Annotated in this window: 14 protein-coding genes; 4 read left to right on the forward strand and 10 right to left on the reverse strand. The window is 75.9% G+C overall.

Annotated elements, in window-relative coordinates; genetic code table 11:
* Positions 1 to 60: 60 nt before the first annotated feature.
* The 5 genes from QRT04_RS11325 to QRT04_RS11345 all read right to left on the reverse strand — a co-directional run bounded on the left by QRT04_RS11325 (position 61) and on the right by QRT04_RS11345 (position 7,733).
* The gene (locus QRT04_RS11325; protein WP_289455351.1) at positions 61 to 2,781 is read right to left on the reverse strand and encodes a hypothetical protein; all 2,721 of its coding nucleotides are present in this window, start codon (positions 2,779 to 2,781) and stop codon (positions 61 to 63) included.
* Positions 2,778 to 4,490: a phosphate ABC transporter substrate-binding protein PstS gene (pstS, locus tag QRT04_RS11330; protein WP_289455352.1), complete on the reverse strand. Its 1,713-nt coding sequence runs from the start codon at positions 4,488 to 4,490 to the stop codon at positions 2,778 to 2,780. The genes QRT04_RS11325 and pstS overlap by 4 nt, the downstream gene beginning before the upstream one ends.
* Complete coding sequence (gene pstA / locus QRT04_RS11335) at positions 4,487 to 5,857, reverse strand: phosphate ABC transporter permease PstA (protein ID WP_289455353.1); 1,371 nt, start codon at positions 5,855 to 5,857, stop codon at positions 4,487 to 4,489. The genes pstS and pstA overlap by 4 nt, the downstream gene beginning before the upstream one ends.
* Before the next feature lie 2 nt (positions 5,858 to 5,859).
* On the reverse strand, positions 5,860 to 6,891 hold the full coding sequence (pstC, locus tag QRT04_RS11340; RefSeq protein ID WP_289455354.1) for a phosphate ABC transporter permease subunit PstC: 1,032 nt from the start codon (positions 6,889 to 6,891) through the stop codon (positions 5,860 to 5,862).
* A gap of 260 nt (positions 6,892 to 7,151) precedes the next feature.
* On the reverse strand, positions 7,152 to 7,733 hold the full coding sequence (locus QRT04_RS11345; RefSeq protein ID WP_289455355.1) for a DinB family protein: 582 nt from the start codon (positions 7,731 to 7,733) through the stop codon (positions 7,152 to 7,154).
* A 466-nt stretch (positions 7,734 to 8,199) separates the two neighbouring features.
* On the opposite strand from QRT04_RS11345, the gene QRT04_RS11350 reads away from it, so the two are divergent.
* Positions 8,200 to 12,795, forward strand: coding sequence for a hypothetical protein (locus QRT04_RS11350; protein ID WP_289455356.1), 4,596 nt, complete (start codon positions 8,200 to 8,202; stop codon positions 12,793 to 12,795).
* Between the two features lie 33 nt (positions 12,796 to 12,828).
* On the opposite strand, the gene QRT04_RS11355 is transcribed toward QRT04_RS11350, so the two are convergent.
* From QRT04_RS11355 to QRT04_RS11375, 5 genes are all read right to left on the reverse strand, one after another.
* Complete coding sequence (locus tag QRT04_RS11355; protein ID WP_289455357.1) at positions 12,829 to 13,110, reverse strand: hypothetical protein; 282 nt, start codon at positions 13,108 to 13,110, stop codon at positions 12,829 to 12,831.
* An 84-nt stretch (positions 13,111 to 13,194) separates the two neighbouring features.
* On the reverse strand, positions 13,195 to 13,794 hold the full coding sequence (mscL, locus tag QRT04_RS11360; RefSeq protein WP_289455358.1) for a large conductance mechanosensitive channel protein MscL: 600 nt from the start codon (positions 13,792 to 13,794) through the stop codon (positions 13,195 to 13,197).
* 40 nt (positions 13,795 to 13,834) lie between these two features.
* Positions 13,835 to 14,431, reverse strand: coding sequence for an SAF domain-containing protein (locus tag QRT04_RS11365; RefSeq protein WP_289455359.1), 597 nt, complete (start codon positions 14,429 to 14,431; stop codon positions 13,835 to 13,837).
* A gap of 425 nt (positions 14,432 to 14,856) precedes the next feature.
* Complete coding sequence (locus tag QRT04_RS11370) at positions 14,857 to 15,240, reverse strand: FmdB family zinc ribbon protein (RefSeq protein ID WP_289455360.1); 384 nt, start codon at positions 15,238 to 15,240, stop codon at positions 14,857 to 14,859.
* A gap of 117 nt (positions 15,241 to 15,357) precedes the next feature.
* Positions 15,358 to 15,993, reverse strand: coding sequence for a 5-formyltetrahydrofolate cyclo-ligase (locus QRT04_RS11375; RefSeq protein ID WP_289455361.1), 636 nt, complete (start codon positions 15,991 to 15,993; stop codon positions 15,358 to 15,360).
* Between the two features lie 115 nt (positions 15,994 to 16,108).
* Here QRT04_RS11375 and galU point away from each other — a divergent pair, with 115 nt between their 5' ends.
* The 3 genes from galU to QRT04_RS11390 are packed head-to-tail and all read left to right on the forward strand — an operon-like array spanning position 16,109 to position 18,879.
* A complete protein-coding gene (gene galU / locus QRT04_RS11380; protein ID WP_289455363.1) occupies positions 16,109 to 17,011 on the forward strand; it encodes a UTP--glucose-1-phosphate uridylyltransferase GalU in 903 nt (300 codons plus the stop codon).
* Between the two features lie 45 nt (positions 17,012 to 17,056).
* Positions 17,057 to 18,274, forward strand: a complete 1,218-nt coding sequence (locus QRT04_RS11385; RefSeq protein WP_289455364.1) for a molybdopterin molybdotransferase MoeA — start codon at positions 17,057 to 17,059, stop codon at positions 18,272 to 18,274.
* A complete protein-coding gene (locus QRT04_RS11390; protein WP_289455365.1) occupies positions 18,274 to 18,879 on the forward strand; it encodes a GNAT family N-acetyltransferase in 606 nt (201 codons plus the stop codon). Before QRT04_RS11385 ends, QRT04_RS11390 begins: the two co-directional genes overlap by 1 nt.
* The last annotated feature ends 57 nt before the right edge of the window (positions 18,880 to 18,936 follow it).

The raw sequence follows: 18,936 nt of genomic DNA on the forward strand, positions 1-18,936 counted from the left end.
AACACCGCGTTCACCTGGGCGAACGTTGGGCGACGCGCAGGCGAGAACCGCCCGTACGGGCTACAGTCCCCGCGCTTCGAGCAGCCGCGCGCGGCGCATGAGCAGCGGGCCCGCGACGCACGCGGGCAGCCCGAGCGCCAGCGACCCGGCGAGGCCCGCGCGCATGGCGGTGACCGCCGCGGGCGTCACGCGCGGATCGACCTCGGGAGCCGCAGCCGCGGGTGGCGCACCGGAGCCGCCGCCCGAGCCCGAGCCGGTGTCGGCGTCGGCCGGCGGGAGCGCGCCACCGCCTCCGGAGCCCAGCGAGCCGCCCGCTGGGCTGCCGTCGCCGTCGCCGTCGCCCGAGCCGCCGGTGCCCGTGCCGCCCGTCGGGGCCGTCGTCGGGTCCGCGCCGCACAGCGTGGTGTGCGTCGCTCTCGACGTGAGGGACGCCGCGACCGACCGGGTCCTGGCCGCGTCGGCCGCCGAGAGCGGCACGTACCCGCGGGGGAGCCGGCCCTGCGCGTCGCCCGGCACCTGTCCCGTGCCGGCCGCGACCCGCAGCAGGCCCGCGTCGTCCTTGAGCTCGTCGGCGTCGGCGCGGCAGACCGCGATCGCGACGTAGCTGACCGTCGCGAGCGGGTACGCGCCGAGCACGCGCGCGTTCGCGTCGGGCACGCGCACGCCCGGGGCGCTCGACGACTGCGGCATCGCGGCGACGGCGGCGCCGATCGACGCGGCGCTGGGCGCGACGGCCTGGCCCGCGTTGTTCACCAGCGCGGCCGTCCGCAGGCCGAACCGCGCGGCGGCCGAGGCGTCGGTGAGCGCGAGCTCGAACCGCTGGCCCGGCAGCTGCGCGCCCGACGAGGTGAAGCCCGGCGGCAGCTTCGTCACGTCCCAGACGACCTTGCCGCCCGCGTCGGCGCGCTGCGCCCGCATCGCGCCCTCGTTCATGTCGTTCATGTACGGGCGCAGGTCGAGCGTGCCGTAACCCGGGTCGGGCACGGTCTCGTCCTGGCGGTACGTCGACAGGTCGGCCTTGGGGTAGGAGTCGATCTCGGCGTCGTGGGCGATGTCGAGCGCGCGGTAGGCGGGGTTGAGCACCATGCCGTACTCGTCGGGCTCGCCGCGCAGGAACGCCGCGGCGAACGGGTCGGCCTTGATCCACGACCAGACCTGCGCCGCTGCGTCCGACGAACCCAGCGCGACGAGCAGCCCGTCGGGACCCGCGGTCGGCACGAAGTCCGCGAACGACGGGTTGAGCTCGACGAACTCCGGGTCCGTGACGATCGAGCGCGGGTTCTTGGTGAGCGCCTTGCCGCCGCCACCCGGCACGTCGGCGCGGTACGACTGCGTCAGCAGCTTCGCGAGCAGCCGTGCGTTCAGGGTCAGGTCCGTGACGGGCGTGCCGTTCGCCGCGGCGCCCTTCGTGCCGAGCGCGTCGTTCGTCTCGATGTTGTAGGCGACGACGATCGCCGACTGCACGACGGGCGCGTACACGACACCGGCCTCCTTGCCCGCCGTCGCGTCGAGCGGGCGCTGCACGAAGCCCAGGTGCGCCGCGCCGAGCTGGTCGCTCGTGATCTCGCCGCGTGCCTCGTCGTCGCCGATCTGCGAGAACCCGTACGTGGTGCCCGTCGCGCACAGCGCGGGCTGCCAGGACGTGATCGCGTCGGAGACGAGCTCGTGGCCGACCACGCGCCGCTCGTCGGCGCCGATGCGGCACGACGAGCCGACGGGCTGGAAGTCGAGCCGGAACACGAGCCGGTCGCGCCACGCGGTGGCCGAGAGCGGCGAGCCCGAGAGCGCGCCGTCCGGCGTCTGCTCGACGGGCGTGCCGTCGGCGTCGACGGCCGTGCGGGGCACCACCACGAGCCAGCACGAGCGTCCGGTGCCGTTCGCCAGCCGGTCGCCGCAGCCGAGCTGGGGCGCCTCGAGCGTGGTGTTCGTCGTGAACACCGCCGTTCCCGTGCCGTCGTCGCCCGTGCGGGTCGCCGTGATCTCGTTCGTCGTGGCCGACGTGAAGTACGGCGACGTGTCCCAGACGGTGGTTCCGTCGACCGCGCGGAACGGGACCGCGTACGCCTTGAGGTTCGGGTTCGTCAGCGGCGGCGGCACGAGGTGCGCCGCGTCGTACGCCTGCTGCGGGTCCTCGCCGGGCCGCAGCGTGCGGCCGCCGACGCGGTCGCCGAGCAGGCCCGAGAGCCCGGACGGCGGGGCGCCCCACTGGCACTGCTCGGCCGTCGGGCCCGTCGCGGGGTCGCCCCAGCACTGCATGACCTGCAGGTAGTTCGCCGCGAACCGGCCGTGCGACGTCGCGGGCGCACCGCTCCACGCGATGGTGACGCCCTGGTTGGTGATGTCCTTCGTCTGGTTCACCGTCACCGTGAGCCCGCGCAGGGCGCCGTAGCCGGGGTCGGTCGCGTCGTGGCCCGCGACGAGCTGGGGGTCGACCCACGCCTGCGTCTGCGTCGACGACGTGGTGGGGAAGTCGGACGGGAGCACCGGGGTCGGTGTCGGGTCGGGGGTGGGGGTCGGGCCGTCCGTGGGGCTCGCCGTGGGACCGGGGTCGCCGGCGGGGGCCGTCGGTTCCGTCGTGGGGGCCGTCGTCGGGTCGGTGGTGGGCTCCGTCGTCGGGTCGTCCGTGGCCAGGGTGGTCGCGGCGTCCGTCGCGCGGGGATCGCCGAGCCCGTCACCCGCGTCGGCCGAGGCGGCGACCGCCAGCACGCCCGAGAGCAGCGTGAGCGCCAGCCCTCCGACCGCGAGGCCCGAGCCGACGCGGTGCAGCGCCCGCGCCCTCACGCGCCGGCCCCCTTGCGGACGCGCGCCACGAGCGGCGGGCCGGCGACCAGGAGCAGCAGCAGCCCGACGCCCAGCGCCATGGCGAGCGACTGACCGGCCGGCGTCGCGTGCGCGCCCGTCTGCACCGGCTCGGCCACGACGTTCTGGCACACGCCGGTGTCGGCCTCGCACGCGACCGGGCCGCCGCCGTAGTTCGCCGCGACGACGCCCGTGCCAGTGCCCGCGCCGGTGCCGCCGCCCGAGCCGTCAGCGCCGAGCGCACCGCCGGTGCCTCCGCCGGACCCGGCCGCGCCGGTGCCCGCGCCGCCGATGCCGCCGCCGGTGCCGCCCGAGCCGGTCCCGGTCCCCGTGCCGCCACCCGCCGCGCCCGAGCCCTTGCCGCCCGAGCCCTTCGACCCGCCGCCGACCGGGGTGGTCGTGCCCTTCGCACCGCCGGTCCCGGTCGAGCACTGCGTCGCGCCGAGCTTGTCGCACGGCGACGGCTGCGGGGCGTTCTTGGCCAGGGTGTTCGTGCCGTCGGACGAGAACGTCGGGTTGTGGCAGCCCTTGATGTCGACGGACTGCGCCTGCACGCCAGGGATGCGGCGCACCTGGTCGAGTCCTGCCTGCACGAGGTTGATCGGCAGCGGCGAGTACCCGAGCACGGGCGCCTGCTGCTGGCCCTCGCAGAGGAAGTAGTACGCGAACGCGCCGAGCGTCCGGCCCTTCGCGTCGGTGAACCCGTCGGCGTTGTCGGTCGGCACGACCACATAGCTGTACGACGAGAGCGGGTACACCCGCGGGTCGGTGCTCGTGTAGACGCGCGTCAGGTCCTGCGTCAGGTACGCCGCCGAGGACTTGTCGGTGTTGATCCGGGCCGAGAGCAGCGCGACGGCGACGTTCGACGCGGTGGGCTCGGCGTAGTAGCCCGCGGCGTTGAGGATCTTCGCGACCGGGTAGCCCGTCTTCAGCGCGTACGAGTACTCGACGTAGGTGATCGTGCCGACGTTGGCGGTCTGCGCCACGTACCCGGCGACGCCCTGCGAGTTCGGCTGCGACACGAAGCCCTTGCCCGCGACGGTCGGGAACTGCGACGTCGTGCCGCACGGCGTCGACCGCCCGGCCTTGCGGCAGTACGCGTCCCAGTCGCCCTGGTGCTCGTGCGCCATCCACGTGGTGAACTGCGCGGTCGACCCCGAGCCGTCGGACCGGACGACCGGAACGATCTTGCGCGGCGGCAGCGCGAGCCCGGGGTTGTCCTGGGCGATCGTGGGGTCGTTCCACATCGTGATGACGCCCGTGAAGATCTTCGTCAGCACGTCGCCCGACAGCCGCAGGTTCGTGACGCGCCGCCCGCCGACCTGCAGGTTGTACATGAACGCGGTGCCGCCGGCCACGATCGGCATGTACGCGAAGCCGCGCGTCGGGAGCGTGTCGAGCACGCCGCCGTCCGTGATGCCGTACGGGATCTCGGTGCTCGCGAAGTCGACCGTGCCCGCCTTGAACTGGTTGCGGCCGTCCGACGAGCCCGTGCTCGCGTAGTTGACGCGCATGCCGTACTGCTGCACGTTGCGGCGCCACTGGTCGATCGCGTTCGAGCTCCACGACGAGCCGGCGCCGTTGATCGGCACGTAGCTGGACGCTGCCTGCGCGGGCGCCGCGGCGAGCGTCGCCGCGAGGAGCCCGGCGAGGGCGATGGCGCTCGCGACGAGGCGACGGGTGCGGGTCACGGGTGCTCCTCGGTGGGGGAGTCGGGGGCGCCGGGCGCGGTCGGCGCCTCGGAGGGCAGCTCGCCGCTGACGGCGTAGCGGGCGAGCACCGGGTCGACGGTGGCGTCGCCGGTGGGCTCGAGCTCGGAGAGGGCGCGCGGCCGCACGCGGATCCCGTCGAGCACCCGCGCGTACAGGTCGGCCCGGCGGGCGCGCGCGGCCGCGTCCTGCGCGCCGATGACGCGCGCCAGCACGAACAGCAGGACGACGATCATCATCAGCACCGCGGCCGTGCCGAAGCCGCGCGCGATCATCGACGGCTCGGGCGACTTCACGAACTGGAAGATGGCGAGCGGCAGGCTCACCATCGGGCCGTGCAGCGGGTTCGCGTTGAACGCCGCGGTGAAGCCGGACGTCAGCAGCACGGGCGAGGTCTCGCCGATGCCGCGGGCAGTCGCCAGGATGACGGCGGTCGTCAGGCCGGAGCGCGCGGTCGGCAGCACGACCTTCCAGACCGTGCGCCACTGGCCCGAGCCGAGCCCGTACGACGCCTCCTTGAGCGTCCCGGGCACGAGCCGCAGCACCACGTCCGCGGAGCGGATCATGATCGGCAGCATCATGATGCTGATGGCCATCGACGCCGCGAGGCCCGACTTGTCGAGGCCGAACGTGAGGATCGCGGTCGCGTAGACGAAGAGGCCGGCGACGATCGACGGGAGCGCGGTCATCGCCTCGACGACCGTCCGCACGAGCCGCGAGAAGCGGCCAGGCACCTCGGTGAGGAAGACGGCGGTCGCGAGCCCGAGCGGGATCGTGATGGCGAGCGCGAGCGAGATCTGGATGAGGCTGCCGACGATCGCGTGCGCCACACCCCCGGTCGTCAACGGGTCGAGCGGCCCCGCGAGCGCCATGTCCTGCGTGAAGAAGTTGGCGTGCAGCAGCGCCCGCAGCCCGCGCCCGAAGGTGAACGTCACGATGAAGACGAGCGTCGCCATGACGACGAACGCGAGGCCGTGCACCACGACCATGACGACCCGGTCGCGCACCGCGGGCGCGTCCGCGTCGAGCGAGACGACCGTCGCGTAGACGACGAGGAACAGCACCGTCGCGATCGCGACGCACGCCACGACGCCCTGCACCGGCGCGAGCTGCGTGGCGATGACGGCGGTGAGCGACAGCGCCGCGACGCCGGAGCCGACGAGCGCCAGCGCGTCGCTGATGCGCGCGCCGCCGAGCTGTCGGCGCCGTTCGGGGGCCGGGTCGGGTGCGGGCGCGGGCCGGTGGGTGCGGGCCGGGGTGGCGGGCTCGTCGGCGGCACTCGCGGGCGGCGCAGCGGGCGCGTGATCGGCCGGTGCGGCGCCCGACGGGCGGGAGGCGAGGGTCGTCATCGTCAGGTCCCCTGGCCCGAGCGCGACCGCGCGGCGATGCTCGACGCCGCGAAGTTCACGACCAGCGTGAGCAGGAACAGCGTCAGGCCGGCCGCCATCAGCGCCGACATGCCGAACGTCGAGGCCTCGCCGTACCGCAGCGCGATGAGCGAGGAGACGGAGTTCGTGCCGTTCTGCAGGACGTGCCACTGCACCTGGAAGACCGGCGAGATGATCATGTAGACCGCGATGGTCTCGCCGAGCGCGCGGCCCAGGCCGAGCATCGTGCCGCCGATGATGCCGCCCGCGCCGTACGGCAGGACGACCGAGCGGATCATGCCCCAGCGCGTCGAGCCCAGCGCCAGCGCACCCTCGCGCTCGCCGACCGGCGCCTGCATGAAGACCTCGCGCATGATCGACGTCATGATCGGCGTGATCATCAGCGAGACCACGAGGCCGGCGACGAACGTCGACGACGTGTAGACGGTGACGGTCGACAGAGGGTCGCGCGGGTCGGTGCCCTGCACCGCGAGCGGCGGGAACCACGCGAAGACGGTCGACAGCCACCGCGCGACGTCCGTCAGGTGCCCCTGCAGGAAGAAGAAGCCCCAGAGGCCGAAGACCACCGACGGCACCGCGGCCATCAGGTCGACGAGCGTGACGAGCGCACGCCGCAGCCGGGCCGGCGCGTACTCGGAGATGTAGAGCGCGGTGCCCAGCGACAGCGGGAGCGCGAACGACACCGCGACCGTCGCGATCAGCAGCGTCCCGACGATCACGGCCGCGATGCCGAAGTGGTGCGAGTCCGGCTCCCAGTCCTGCGTCGTCAGGAAGCTCGGCCCCGCGACCCGCAGCGCCTGCCACGCCCGCGCCAGCAGGAAGATGCCGACGAACGACATGATCGCCAGCACGCTGATGCCGCCGCCCCGCAGCACGCCGCGGAACGCTCGGTCGGCAGGCGCGCGGCGCGTGCCGAGCCGGCGCGGCACGTCCGCGTCGGGAGGCCCGCCGGGGGACGGCGGCAGGTCCGCAGGGGACTCGAGCACGGTGGCCATCGGGGGAGGACGCTCTTCTCGGCACGGGGGGCTCGTCGTCGCCGGCGGCGGCCGGTCGGGCCGCTCACCTGCGAGAACGGGTCGAGCGCGGGAGCGCCGAACGAGGCGAGCGTGACGGCCGTCGGCGACGTGCGCGGTGCCGGCGGGCATCACGGGGGCATCGGGCGGGCGAAGCGTTGGTGAACCGTGGGGGTGCCGTCGGCCCCGCCCGCCGGGCTCGTCCGGGTTGCGCCCGGTGCGCCGTCAGCGGCGCGGGCGCGTCACTGGCCGAGCCGGCCGTCGATGCGTTCGCGCAGCAGGTCGGCGTGCCCCAGGTGGCGCGCGTACTCCTCGATCTGCCCGACGATCGCCTCGCGCAGCGAGATGCCGCCGCCGCCGCTGCCGTGCTCGTTGAGCGGGTCGTCCGCCGTGGCGTCGAGGCTCGGGGCCTCGGCGACGAAGCGCTCGGCGAACTCGACCTCGGCGCGCCACGTCGCCCACGCCTCGGCGACCACGTCGTCGTCGGCCACGGCGCCGTCGAAGTCGCCGTCGGGGCTCTCGGGCGACGTGTACAGGCGGGACGCGTCGCGGCCGGACAGCAGCCCCCGGAACAGCCCGCGCTCCATCTCGGCGAGGTGCCGCACGAGACCGAGCAGCGACAGCGTCGACGGCTCGACGGCGCGCCTCGCGAGCTGCTCGGCGTCGAGGCCGGCGCACTTGAGCTCGAGGGTGAGGCGCTGGCGGCGCAGCGACCACGCCAGGGTGGTGCGCTCGTCGCCGAGCCGCGGGCCGTGCTCGCGCGGGTCCTCGTCGGACGGCCTGCCGTCCTGGGTGAACATGTCGGCGCGTCGGCGTGAGGACATGGTCGCCATGCTCGGCGGCCGGCGGCGCGGCGGCAACGACAATGGGCCCCGGCGGCGTCCCTGCAGGCCGCGCCAGTTGCCTCGAGCCACCCTCGGGGCGCCCCGCAGGTTGCCTCGAGCCACGGCCTTCGACCCCTCGGCAGCGTCGTTGAGGTTTCACCCACCGGGTTCGTCTGGACGTTTGACCAGGACGCCACCGATGCCCCAGACTTCCACTCGACGGTGTGCATCGCCTGCCCCCTGCGCGGTGCACACCGTTCTCACGTCCGAAGGGCGGGACCCACGCGGTCCCGCCCTTCGCGTTCTCCGGCGGGACGTGCGTGACGCGTGCGACCGGCGCCGTGACGGCGCGCGACCGGCCGGCCCCCGCGACCGGCCAGCCCCCCCGCGCCGCGGCGCGACCTCACCCGCGCCGCGCCCGGCGCGGCAACCCGGCCCCGGCGGACGCCGCGGTTAGCGTTCGAGCGTGACTGTCCCCGTGCGCACCCCTGGCTCGGGAACCGACGAGGCTCCCGACGACGACGCCCCCTCGACGCAGGACTCCGGCGTCGTCCTCGTGGAGCCGCCGAGCGCCGACGAGCTCGTCGAAGGCGCGATCGCCACGTGGCGCGCGTCCCTGGTCGAGGCGGCCGGCGGCTCGACGCTCGCCGACGTCGAGCTGCTCGGCGACGCCGCGCTCGACCTGTCCGCCGCGCACCCCTCCGGCATGGCGCAGCTGTACGCCGGCCGTGAGACGCGGCTCTCGAACCTCGTGCGTGAGGGCGGTGCGCTGTCGACCGCGCGCCGCCGGGCACGTGCCGTCTCCGCGCGCGCGGCCGTGTCGGCGCAGCGGTTCGGGTTCGCGCCGACCGCGCTCGCCATCGGCGTCGCCACGTGGACCGAGACGATCCGCCCCGAGCTCGCGGGTGACGACGTCGCGGCGCTCGCGTCGGTGACGCGGCGCGCCCCCGCGCGGCCGTCGACCGCTCCCGACGGCACCGCGGACGACGCCGCCGACGACGCGGTCGGCACGCCCGAGGCGCCCGCGCCGCGCACCGTCCGCGCGCCCGTGCTGCTGCGGCCCGTCACGCTGCGTCCCCGTGGCTCGGGCGAGAGCGACTACGAGCTCGCGCTCGAGCCGACGCTCGAGGTCAACCCCGTGCTCGCGCGGGCGCTGCGGTCACGCGGCGCGCTGCTCGACCCGGGGGCCGTCGCGCGCGGCACGTTCGCGTCGGGCGGGTTCGACCCGCAGGCCGCGCTGGACCGGCTCGCGTCGCTCGGCGAGGCCGTGCTCGACGACTTCACGCTCACCGAGCGCGTCGTGGTGGGCGCGTTCGTGCACCCGGGCCAGGCGCTCGTCGACGACCTCGACGCGCTCGCCGGCACGCTCGACCGGCACGAGGTCGTGGCCGCGCTCGCGGGCGTCGAGGAGGAGCGCGAGCGGCTGCTGCGCCCGCTGCCCGCGCCGGTGACGGGTGACCGCGACCCCGGCATGGAGCGCGGCGTCGGCGACCTCGACCCCGCGCAGCAGCACGTCATCGACGTCGTCGCGTCGGGCGCCCACACGTTCGTCGACGCGCCCGCCGGCGCGGACGTCACCGGGACGGTCGCCGCGATCGTCGCCGACGCCGCCGCGTCGGGCCGCACCGTGCTGTACGTGCCCGGCCACCGTCGCGCGGCCGTCGAGCTGGGCCGCCGCCTCGACCGGCTCGGCCTCGGCGACCTGCTGCTCGACGTCGCGCCCGACACGGGCTGGCGCGCGCACGCGTCGCGCCGGCTGCTCGGCGCGATGACGGCCGAGCCGCCGCAGATCGACGTCGCGGGGATCCTCGCGCTGCGCGAGTCGCTCGCCGCCCATCGCGAGCGGCTCGCCGGGTACGTCGACGGCCTGCACGCGCCGCGCGCGCCGTGGGGCGTGTCGGCGTACGACGCGCTGCAGCAGCTGGCCCGGCTGACCTCGGCGCGCCCGACGCCGCGCACCACCGTCCGCCTCACGCCCGAGGTCGCGCGCGTGCTCGACGAGCCGCGCCGGTCGTCGCTCGCCAACGACCTCGTCGCCGCGGGCGAGCTCGGCGCCTTCTCGGTGCGCCCGTCGGACACGCCCTGGTACGGCGCCGACCTGCGCACGCCCGCCGACGCTGAGGTCGTGCGACTGCGGCTTGCGCGCCTGCTCGACGACTCGCTGCCGTCGCTCTTCGCGCGCACCGCCGAGGTCGCCGCCGAGACGGGGCTGGTCCAGGCCACGACGCTCGACGCGTGGCGCGCCCAGCTCGACCTGCTCGACGGCGTGCGCGGCGCGCTCGACGCGTTCCTGCCCGTCGTGTTCGAGCGGACCGCCGCCGACCTCGTCGCCGCGACCGCCTCGCCGCAGTGGCGCGAGCAGCGCGGCATCGAGATGGGCTTCTGGCTGCGACGCCGCCTGCGCAAGCAGGCGCACGACATGCAGCGCCCCGGCCGGCCGATCGCCGACCTGCACGCGGGCCTGCTCGAGGTGCAGCGCCAGCGCGAGGCGTGGCAGGCGCAGTGCCCGTCGGGCGGCTGGCCGCGCCTGCCCGAGGGGCTCGAGCACCTCGAGGACGAGTACGCCGCGGTGCGGCTCGACCTCGACGCGCTCGAGGAGGTGCTCGCGACGACACCGTCGGGCGGCGGCCTGACGGCGATGCCGCTGACGGCGCTGGTCGGGCGGCTCACCCGCCTGCGCGCGGACACCGACGCGCTCGACACGCTGCCCGCGCGCACCGGCCTGGTGCACCGCCTGCGGTCCGCGGGGCTCGGAGCTCTGGTCGACGACCTCGCACAGCGCCGCGTCGACCCCAAGGTCGCAGCAGCCGAGCTCGACCTCGCGTGGTGGAGCACGGTGTTCGAGCAGGTGCTGATGACGGACCCCGCGCTCGCGGGCTACGACGGCGCCGCGCTCGGCGAGCTGTCCCGCCGGTACGCCGACCTCGACCGCGCGCACGTCGCGAGCCTCGCCGGCCCGGTGCGCCTGGCGGTCGCCCAGCACGTCTCGACCGCGCTGCGGCGGCACCGCGAGCAGGCCGAGGCGCTGTTCGGCGAGCTCGTCGAGGAGCGGCTGACGACGCTGCGCGACACCTTCGACCGCTACCCCGACGTCGCCCGCCGCCTCCGGCCGGTGATCGTCGCGAGCCCGATGCTCGTGCCGCAGGTGCTGCCCGCCGCGCGGACGGTCGACCTCGTGGTCCTCGACTCCGCGGCGCACCTGCCGCTCGAGGTCGCGCTGCCCGCGCTCGCGCGGGGCCGCCAGGTGGTCGTCGTCGGCGACGCGCGGTGCGCGTCCGGCTCGGCGCTCGGTTCGCTCTCCGAGGTGCTGCCGACGGTCTCCGTGACGGCCGACGCCTCGCGGCGCGACCCGTACCTCACGGCGTTCCTCGGGGCGCACGGGTACGGCGACGTGCTGCGCGCGACGCCGCTGCCGGTGCACCGCCCGCTCGTCCGGCTCGACCTCGTCGAGGGCACCGGCATGCCGGACCGCCACACCGGCGTCGTCGAGGCGCCGCGCGACGAGGTCGACCACGTCCTCGAGCTCGTGCTCGACCACGCGCTGATGCGACCCGACGAGTCGCTCGCCGTCGTCACGGCGTCGCCGCTGCACGCCGACGCCGTGCGCGAGGCCGTCCTCTCCGAGGTCCGCGGCAACCCCGCGCTCGCCGCGTTCTTCGACGCCGGCCAGCCCGAGCCGTTCGTCGTCACCGACCTCGCCGGCGTGGCAGGTCTGCGCCGCGAGGCCGTGGTCCTGTCGCTCGGCCTCGGCCGGACGCCGCACCGCCGCGTGCTCCACACGTTCGGGCCCGTCTCGGAGCCGGGCGGCGACGCGCTGCTGCTCGACGCCCTCGGCGCGACGCGCCACCGCCTGGTCGTCGTCTCGAGCTTCGCCGCCGCTGACCTCGACCCCGAGCGGCTGCGCGGTCCCGGCCCTCGTCTGCTGCGCGACCTGCTCGCGTTCGCCGACCGCCGCGGCGCGGGCGCGTCGGGGGAGGAGCTCGTCGCCTCGCTCGTCGTCGACGGTCCGGCCGACGCGCGCCCGGCCGACGCCGATGCGCGCCCGGCCGACGCCGGCGCCACCGACACGGACCGCCTGCTGATCGACCTGGCCGAGCGGCTCTGGCACCACGGCCTGACGGTCGAGCTCGACCACGGCATCCCCGGCGGCGACCGCATCCCGCTCGTGGTGGGACACCCCGACGTGCCCGGCGAGCTGCTCGTCGCGGTGCTGACGGACGACGCCGCCTACGTCGACGAGCCGAGCGTGCGGGTCCGGGACCGGCTGACCGCCGACCGCCTCGAGCGGCTCGGGTGGTCGGTGCTGCGTGTGTGGTCCGCCGCCGCGTTCCTCGACCCGCAGGCCGAGGTCGACCGCATCCGCCGCTCTGTCCACGCCCGCGTCCCCGCGCCGGCCGTGCCGCGCTCCGGGCCGGTCGAGCTCGGCGTTCCGGAGCCGGTCGACGCGAACGACGAGGGCGACGAGCTCCCGTCCGCCGAGGCCGACGCCGGCTCGAGCGGCGCGGGTGAGCCGGCCGACGCCGGGGTGGCGCTCGGCACCGTCCCGCCGAGTGAGTCGACGCCTTCCGACGACGTTCCGATGGCGGCGACCGACGAACCGGCGGCGAGCACGCCGCTCGAGATCCCGTCGGACTCGGCGGTCGTGCACGGCGACGACGTCGCTGCGGAGGACGGAACGACCGACGCGCTCGCGACGGCGCCCGGCACTGCGAGCGCGGGCGAGCCCGACGCGGAGCCCGACGCGGACGACGCCACCGACGCGCCAGCCGCTGCCGCCGAGCCGGGCGAGCCGACCGCGACCGAGGCAGCGCCCTCGGAGCGCGCTCTGCAGCTCGTGCTCCCGGTGCCGACGTCGCGGCGGCCGGACGTCCGCAAGGGTCTGCCGATCGGCGCGTACAGCGACGACCAGCTCGACGACCTCGTGGCGTGGCTCCGGTCCGACGGCCAGGACCGCTCGCGCGACGAGCTCGCGTCGGCGCTGCGCGACGAGCTCGGCATCACCCGGCGCTCGCACCGCGTCGACACGGCGGTCCGCTCGGCGATCTCCCGCGCGCTGTCCTGACGGGCTCGCCGGCCAGGCCGGCCACCCGCAGGCTCACCAGTGCGGCGGCTTGTCCCGCTCGAGCCGGTCGTCGTTCGAGTCGTCGGAGCGTGAGCCCCACCCGACGTCCGAGTCGTCCTTGCTGCGGAACGCGACGGGCGGCTCGGGCTCGGTGCTCGGCGAAGGTGCGGCGTCCTGCGCGTCCGCCGTCGACGCCTGCCCGCGCGGGAGAGCCGGCAGCCGGCTGAGCAGCGCGCGGCTGTCGCCGCCGACGGGCCCCGGCGCGCGCACGGCCCGGCGCGGTCCGCGCCGTCGTCCACCGGATTCCGTCGTCACGCGCCCATCGTCCCACCCGGGCCGGCCGGGCCGGGACGGGACGGCTCGGCGCCACCGGCCGCCCGCCGGTGGGCGACGCCGACGTCAGCGCTCGGGAGGCGGGGACGCCGCTGGCGGAGTCGTCGGCGGCCCGGCGGCCGCCGAGCCCGGTGCCGTGTCGTTCGCCACGGCCGGGCTCAGCCGGTCGGCGAGCAGGTCGCGGATCTCCTGCAGCAGCAGGATGTCCTCCGCCGGCGCCTGCGGCTCCTCCTCGACGCCGCGCTTGCGCCGCTTCGCGAGCGCGTTGAGCGGCAGCACGATCAGGAAGTAGATCGCCGCGGCGGTGAGCAGGAACTGCAGCAGCGCGCTGAGGATCGCGCCGACGTGGATCGGCTGCGGCGCGGTCTCCGGCTTCCCCGGCTCTCCGGCGTACCAGGAGTACGGCCCGATGTCCCACAGGTTGTCGAGGTTCGGCTTGCCGAAGATCCAGCCGATCAGCGGGCTGATGACGTTGTCCTGCAGGGACTTCACCACGGCCCCGAACGCGGCGCCGATCACGACGCCGACCGCGAGCTCGACCGCGTTGCCTCGCGAGATGAACTCCTTGAACCCCGCGCCGACCTTGGCGAGGCCCTTGACCCCGGCGGTCGCGCGGTCCTGGAGACCTGCCGCGTGGCGGTGGGGAGACGGGCTCGGCTCGGTCACGCTGCCTCCTGCGAGGTCGGGGGTCGGGCGAGTCCGTCGATCATGGCACGACGATCGCGGACAGCAATGCGGACGCGGACGCACCCGCGACGCTCGTGGCCTCGTCGGGCTGCACCGCGAGCAGCACGGGCGGCATCTCGCCGTCGCCGCCGCCACCCCCGAGCAGGCCGCCGCTGCCGGTGCGCGAGCGGACCGCCTCGGCGGGCGTCGGCAGCACCAGTGCGCGGCGTGCGACGGTCCGGCCCGTCGCGCCCTCCGCCGTCGCGGCGACCACGTCCACCCGCATCCCGGCGGAGAGGAGCCGAGCAGCCGCCGGGTCGGCGAACCGGACCGCCGCGACGACCGTGCCGGCCGGCCCGTGCACGTCGCGCGGAGCCAGGACACCCGCCACCAGCGGAGTGCCGCCCTCGAGCGGTACCGCCACGGTCGCGCCCGCGACACCCGACACCGCGGTGGCGGCACCCGTGGGCGCGAGCTCCGGCGGGACGCGGGCGACCCGCACGTCGGACCGTTCGAGCGCCGCACCGGCCTGGACGGCGTGCGCCGTGACGACCACCGGCACGGTGCGGGTGGGCGGTGGCGCGGCGACGTGCAGCGCGGCCGACGCCGCGACGCCGACGCAGGCTGCGACGACCACGAAGCGTCCCCGCCAGACGAGGCTGCGCCAGCGCAGCGAGCGCGGGAGCGGGGCGCGCGGGTAGGGGCCGCGGGGACGCGGTGATCGAGCGAACCCGCGTGGCCGGAGCGCGTCGGCGGTGGCGGCGGACGAGACGCCTGGGTACGGGGGCACCGACCCGGCGGCGGAGTGCGACGACATGCGACGACGCTAGGAGCGCGTCGGCCCGCCGATCGGCGGCAGGGGACGCGTCAGTGGAGGCGCGTGCTCGTCACGGGCCTGTGGGCGGCTCGCCGGGGCGCGAGGCGCGCAGCGTCCGCGTCGGAACGACGCGCGTCCGTCCTCCGGACGACGCGCCGTGACGTCCCGCGGACGCGTCCGGCGTCCCGCGGACGCGGCCCGACATCGCGCGGACGCGGCGCGACATCACGCGGGCGCGGCCCGTGTCAGGCGGACGCGGCCGGCTTCGACGCCGCAGCGGTCGACGAGCCGGACGCCGAGGAGCCCGACGTCGAGCCGCCGGACGACGAGCTCGACGACGCAGGGGCCGACGACCCGCCCGACCCGGAGTCGGACGAGCCCGACCCCGCAGTGGCGGACGACCCGGAGCCGGACGACGACCCCGCCGTCCCGGACCGCTTGGCCCCGGACCCCGCGCGAGCGTCGTTCCGGTAGAAGCCCGACCCCTTGAACACGACGCCGACGGCCGAGAACACCTTGCGCAGCCGACCCTCGCACTCGGGGCAGACCGTCAGGGCGTCGTCGGTGAACGACTGGTGGATCTCGAAGGCGTGGCCGCAAGCCGTGCACGCGTAGGCGTAGGTGGGCACCGGTACTCCTGATGACGTCTCGCCGGGCCGCCGTCGACGGCCTGGCACTCGCATGGTCCGAGTGCCAATGCTAACGGCTCCGGCCGCCACGCGATTCCCCGGCGACGCCGTGCGACGTCAGCGCAGCCAGCGCCACTCCTTCGTCGTCGCGACCGCATCCACCCGCCGGTCGTGCGCCTCGCGCGGGAGCGGCCGCGTCGAGGCGTCGTACAGCTCCTCGGGATACACGAGCACGACCACCGGCACGTCGGAGCGCGCCTCGACCAGCGCCCGGTCGTACCAGCCGCCGCCCTGCCCGAGCCGGGTCCCGTCGGTGTCGACGGCGAGCGCCGGGGCGACGATCACGTCGGCCTCGGCGATGGCCGCCGTCCCGAGGGTTGGACCGCCGGGCTCGGGTGGCCGACCGGGTGCGCGCTCCCGGAGGTCGTCCGGGCCGCGGTACTCGGCCCAGTCGCGCTGGAGCCCGGACCCCAGCACGGGCAGCAGGACGCGCACGCCGCGCGCGGCGAGCCGCTCGAGCAGCGCGGCCGTGCCCGGCTCGCTGGGCCGCGACGCGTAGACGGACACGCAGCGCGCCGCCGCCACCACGGGCTCCTGCTCGACGACCTGCGCGAACGCGGCCGCACACTCCTCGCGCCGACGCTGCGAGCGCGCGTTGCGGGTGTCGCGGATCGAGCGTCGAAGACGCTCCTTGACCTCGTCGACCTCCGCGCCCTCGGACTGGTGCACGTAGGGCTGGGCGCCGTCGCTCATGCCCTCAGTGTCGCAAACGGACGGGCCGACCCGACGGTGAACCTCCGGCGGCGGGTCGATGACGAGTGACACGTTCCACAGGCCGGGCCTCGCGAACCGCCACTAGCCTCCGTTCATGACGATCCACAAGGCAGTCATTCCCGCCGCGGGGCTCGGGACCAGGTTCCTCCCCGCCACGAAGTCGACTCCCAAGGAGATGCTTCCCGTCGTCGACAAGCCCGCGATCCAGTACGTGGTCGAAGAGGCTGTGCGCGCCGGGCTCGATGACGTCCTGCTGATCACCGGTCGCAGCAAGCGCACGCTCGCCGACCACTTCGACTCCGTCCCGGAGCTCGAGGCGGCGCTGGAGGCGAAGGGCGACCACCAGCGCCTCGCCCGCGTCCGCGAGTCGACCGACCTCGGTCACGTGCACTTCGTCCGCCAGGGCCAGCCCAAGGGCCTCGGCCACGCCGTGCTCCAGGCCAAGCACCACGTCGGCAAGGAGCCGTTCGCGGTCCTCCTCGGCGACGACCTGATCGACGAGCGCGACGAGCTGCTCGAGCCGATGATCGCGCTGCAGGAGCGCGTCGGCGGTTCGGTCATCGCCCTGCTCGAGGTGCCGGAGGACCAGATCTCGCTCTACGGGTGCGCCGCGGTGGAGCCCGTCGAGGGCGCGGAGAACCCGGACCAGGTCCGCGTCACCGCGCTCGTCGAGAAGCCGGCGGCCGCGGACGCGCCGAGCAACCTCGCGATCATCGGCCGGTACGTGCTCAGCCCCGCGGTGTTCGAGGTGCTCGAGAGCACGGAGCCCGGGCGCGGCGGCGAGATCCAGCTGACCGACGCGCTCGCCACGCTGGCCGACATGCCCGCCGAGCAGGGCGGCGGCGTGTACGGCGTCGTCTTCCGGGGGCGGCGCTACGACACGGGCGACCGGCTCGACTACCTGAAGGCCGTCGTCCGGGTGGCGGCCGACCGCGAGGACCTCGGCCCGGACTTCCGCGCCTGGCTCGCGGAGTTCGTCCCGACTCTCCGGGACTGACGGGGATGCCCGCGTGCCGGGTGCGGCGCGGGTGACAATGCGCGCATGAGATCGGTGCAGGACCACTTGGCGGCCGTGCTCGCCGCCGTCGGGCCGGTCGCACCGCTCGACGTCGTGCTCCACGACGCGTCGGGCTGCATCCTCGCCGCGGACCTCGTCGCCCCGCGCGACGTGCCCGCGCTGACGGTCGCCGCGCGCGACGGGTACGCGGTCGCGGCGCACGACACCGTCGACGCCCTGCGGTCGATCCCCGTCGCGCACGACGTGCGCCCCGGCGCGGGCGGCCCGCTCCGGCTCGTGCCCGGCCAGGCGGTGCGCGTCGCGTCCGGCGCGCCCTTGCCGCTCGGCGCGGACGCGGTCGTGCCGCTCGAGGAGACGGACCGCGGCGCGGCGCACGTGGCGCTGCAGCGGCCCGCGGTGGCGGGCCAGTTCGTGCGGCCCGCGGCGTCCGACGTGCGCGCGGGCGAGGTCGTGGTCGAGGCCGGAACCCGGCTCGGCGCGCGCCAGCTCGCGCTCGCCGCCGCGCTCGGCCGGTCCCGGCTGCGCGTGCACCCGCACCCGCGCGTCGTGCTGCTGTCGGTCGGTGACGAGCTCGTCGAGCCTGGCACGAACGCCGAGCAGGGCGCCGTCTTCGAGGCGAACGGGCACGCGCTCGAGGCGGCCGTGCGCGACGCGGACGCGACGCCCGTGCGCGTCGCCGTGCTGCCCGACGACCGCGGCGGCCTGCGCGAGGCGCTCGAGGACCAGCTCGTCCGCGCCGACCTGATCGTGACGACGGGCGGCCTGTCCGAGCTCGCGCACGACACCGTGAAGGACGTGCTCGCGCCGCTCGGCAGCGTGCGGCTCGACCAGGTGGCGATGACGCCCGGGCAGCGGCACGGGTTCGGCGTCGTGGGGGCCGAGCTCGGCGACCGCGCGGTCCCGATCTTCGCGCTGCAGGGCCACCCGGTGGCGGCGCAGGTCTCGTTCGAGGTGTTCGTCCGGCCCGCGCTGCGCGCGATGGCGGGCCACACCGAGCTGTACCGGCCGTCGGTCGCGGCGGAGACGACGCAGGGCTGGACGTCGCCCGCCGCGCTGCGCCAGTTCGTGCCGGCCATGGTGCTCGGCTCGCCCGAGGAGGGGTACCGCGCGACCCCGCTCGGCGACCCGAACGCGCCGACGGTCAACGCGCTCGCGCACGCCAACGCGCTCGCGGTCGTCGGCGAGCAGGACCGTTCCGTGCACCCGGGCCAGGTGGTGCACTGCCTGGTGCTGGAGGGCTGATGGCGGTCGGCTGGCCCGCGGTCCTCACCGACGGCGACGTGCGGCTGCGCCCGCTGCGCCGGCGGGACGAGTCGGCGTGGATGACCCTGCGGGCCCGGAACTCCGCGTGGCTCGAGCCGTGGGACGCGACCAGCCCGGTGCCCGTCACCGGGCCGCGGCCGTCGTTCCCGGGGTTCGTGCGGACGCTCGCGGCGCAGGCGCGCGCCGGGTCGGCGCTCCCGTTCGCGGTCGAGTACCGCGGCGAGCTCGTCGGCCAGCTGACGGTGTCGTCGATCATCCTCGGCTCGCTGCGCTCGGCCTCGATCGGTTACTGGGTCTCGGAGCACGTCGCCGGTCGCGGCGTCACGCCCACGGGTGTCGCGCTCGCCACCGACCACTGCTTCGGCGTGCTCGGGCTGCACCGCGTCGAGGTCAACATCCGGCCCGAGAACAAGCCGTCGCTGCGCGTCGTCGAGAAGCTCGGGTTCCGCGACGAGGGCCTGCGTCTGCGGCTGCTGCACATCCAGGACCGGTGGTGCGACCACCGGAGCTTCGCGCTGACCGTCGAGGACGTGCCGGAGGGTCTGCTCGCGCGGTGGCACGCCTCACGGGCCCAGCGGGCCTGACGCCGACGGGACGCACCGGGGCCGCCCGGGTGGCGCGTCCGCCCGCCGGCACCGACA

This window comes from Cellulomonas alba (genome assembly GCF_030362835.1).
Taxonomy (GTDB): domain Bacteria; phylum Actinomycetota; class Actinomycetes; order Actinomycetales; family Cellulomonadaceae; genus Cellulomonas; species Cellulomonas alba.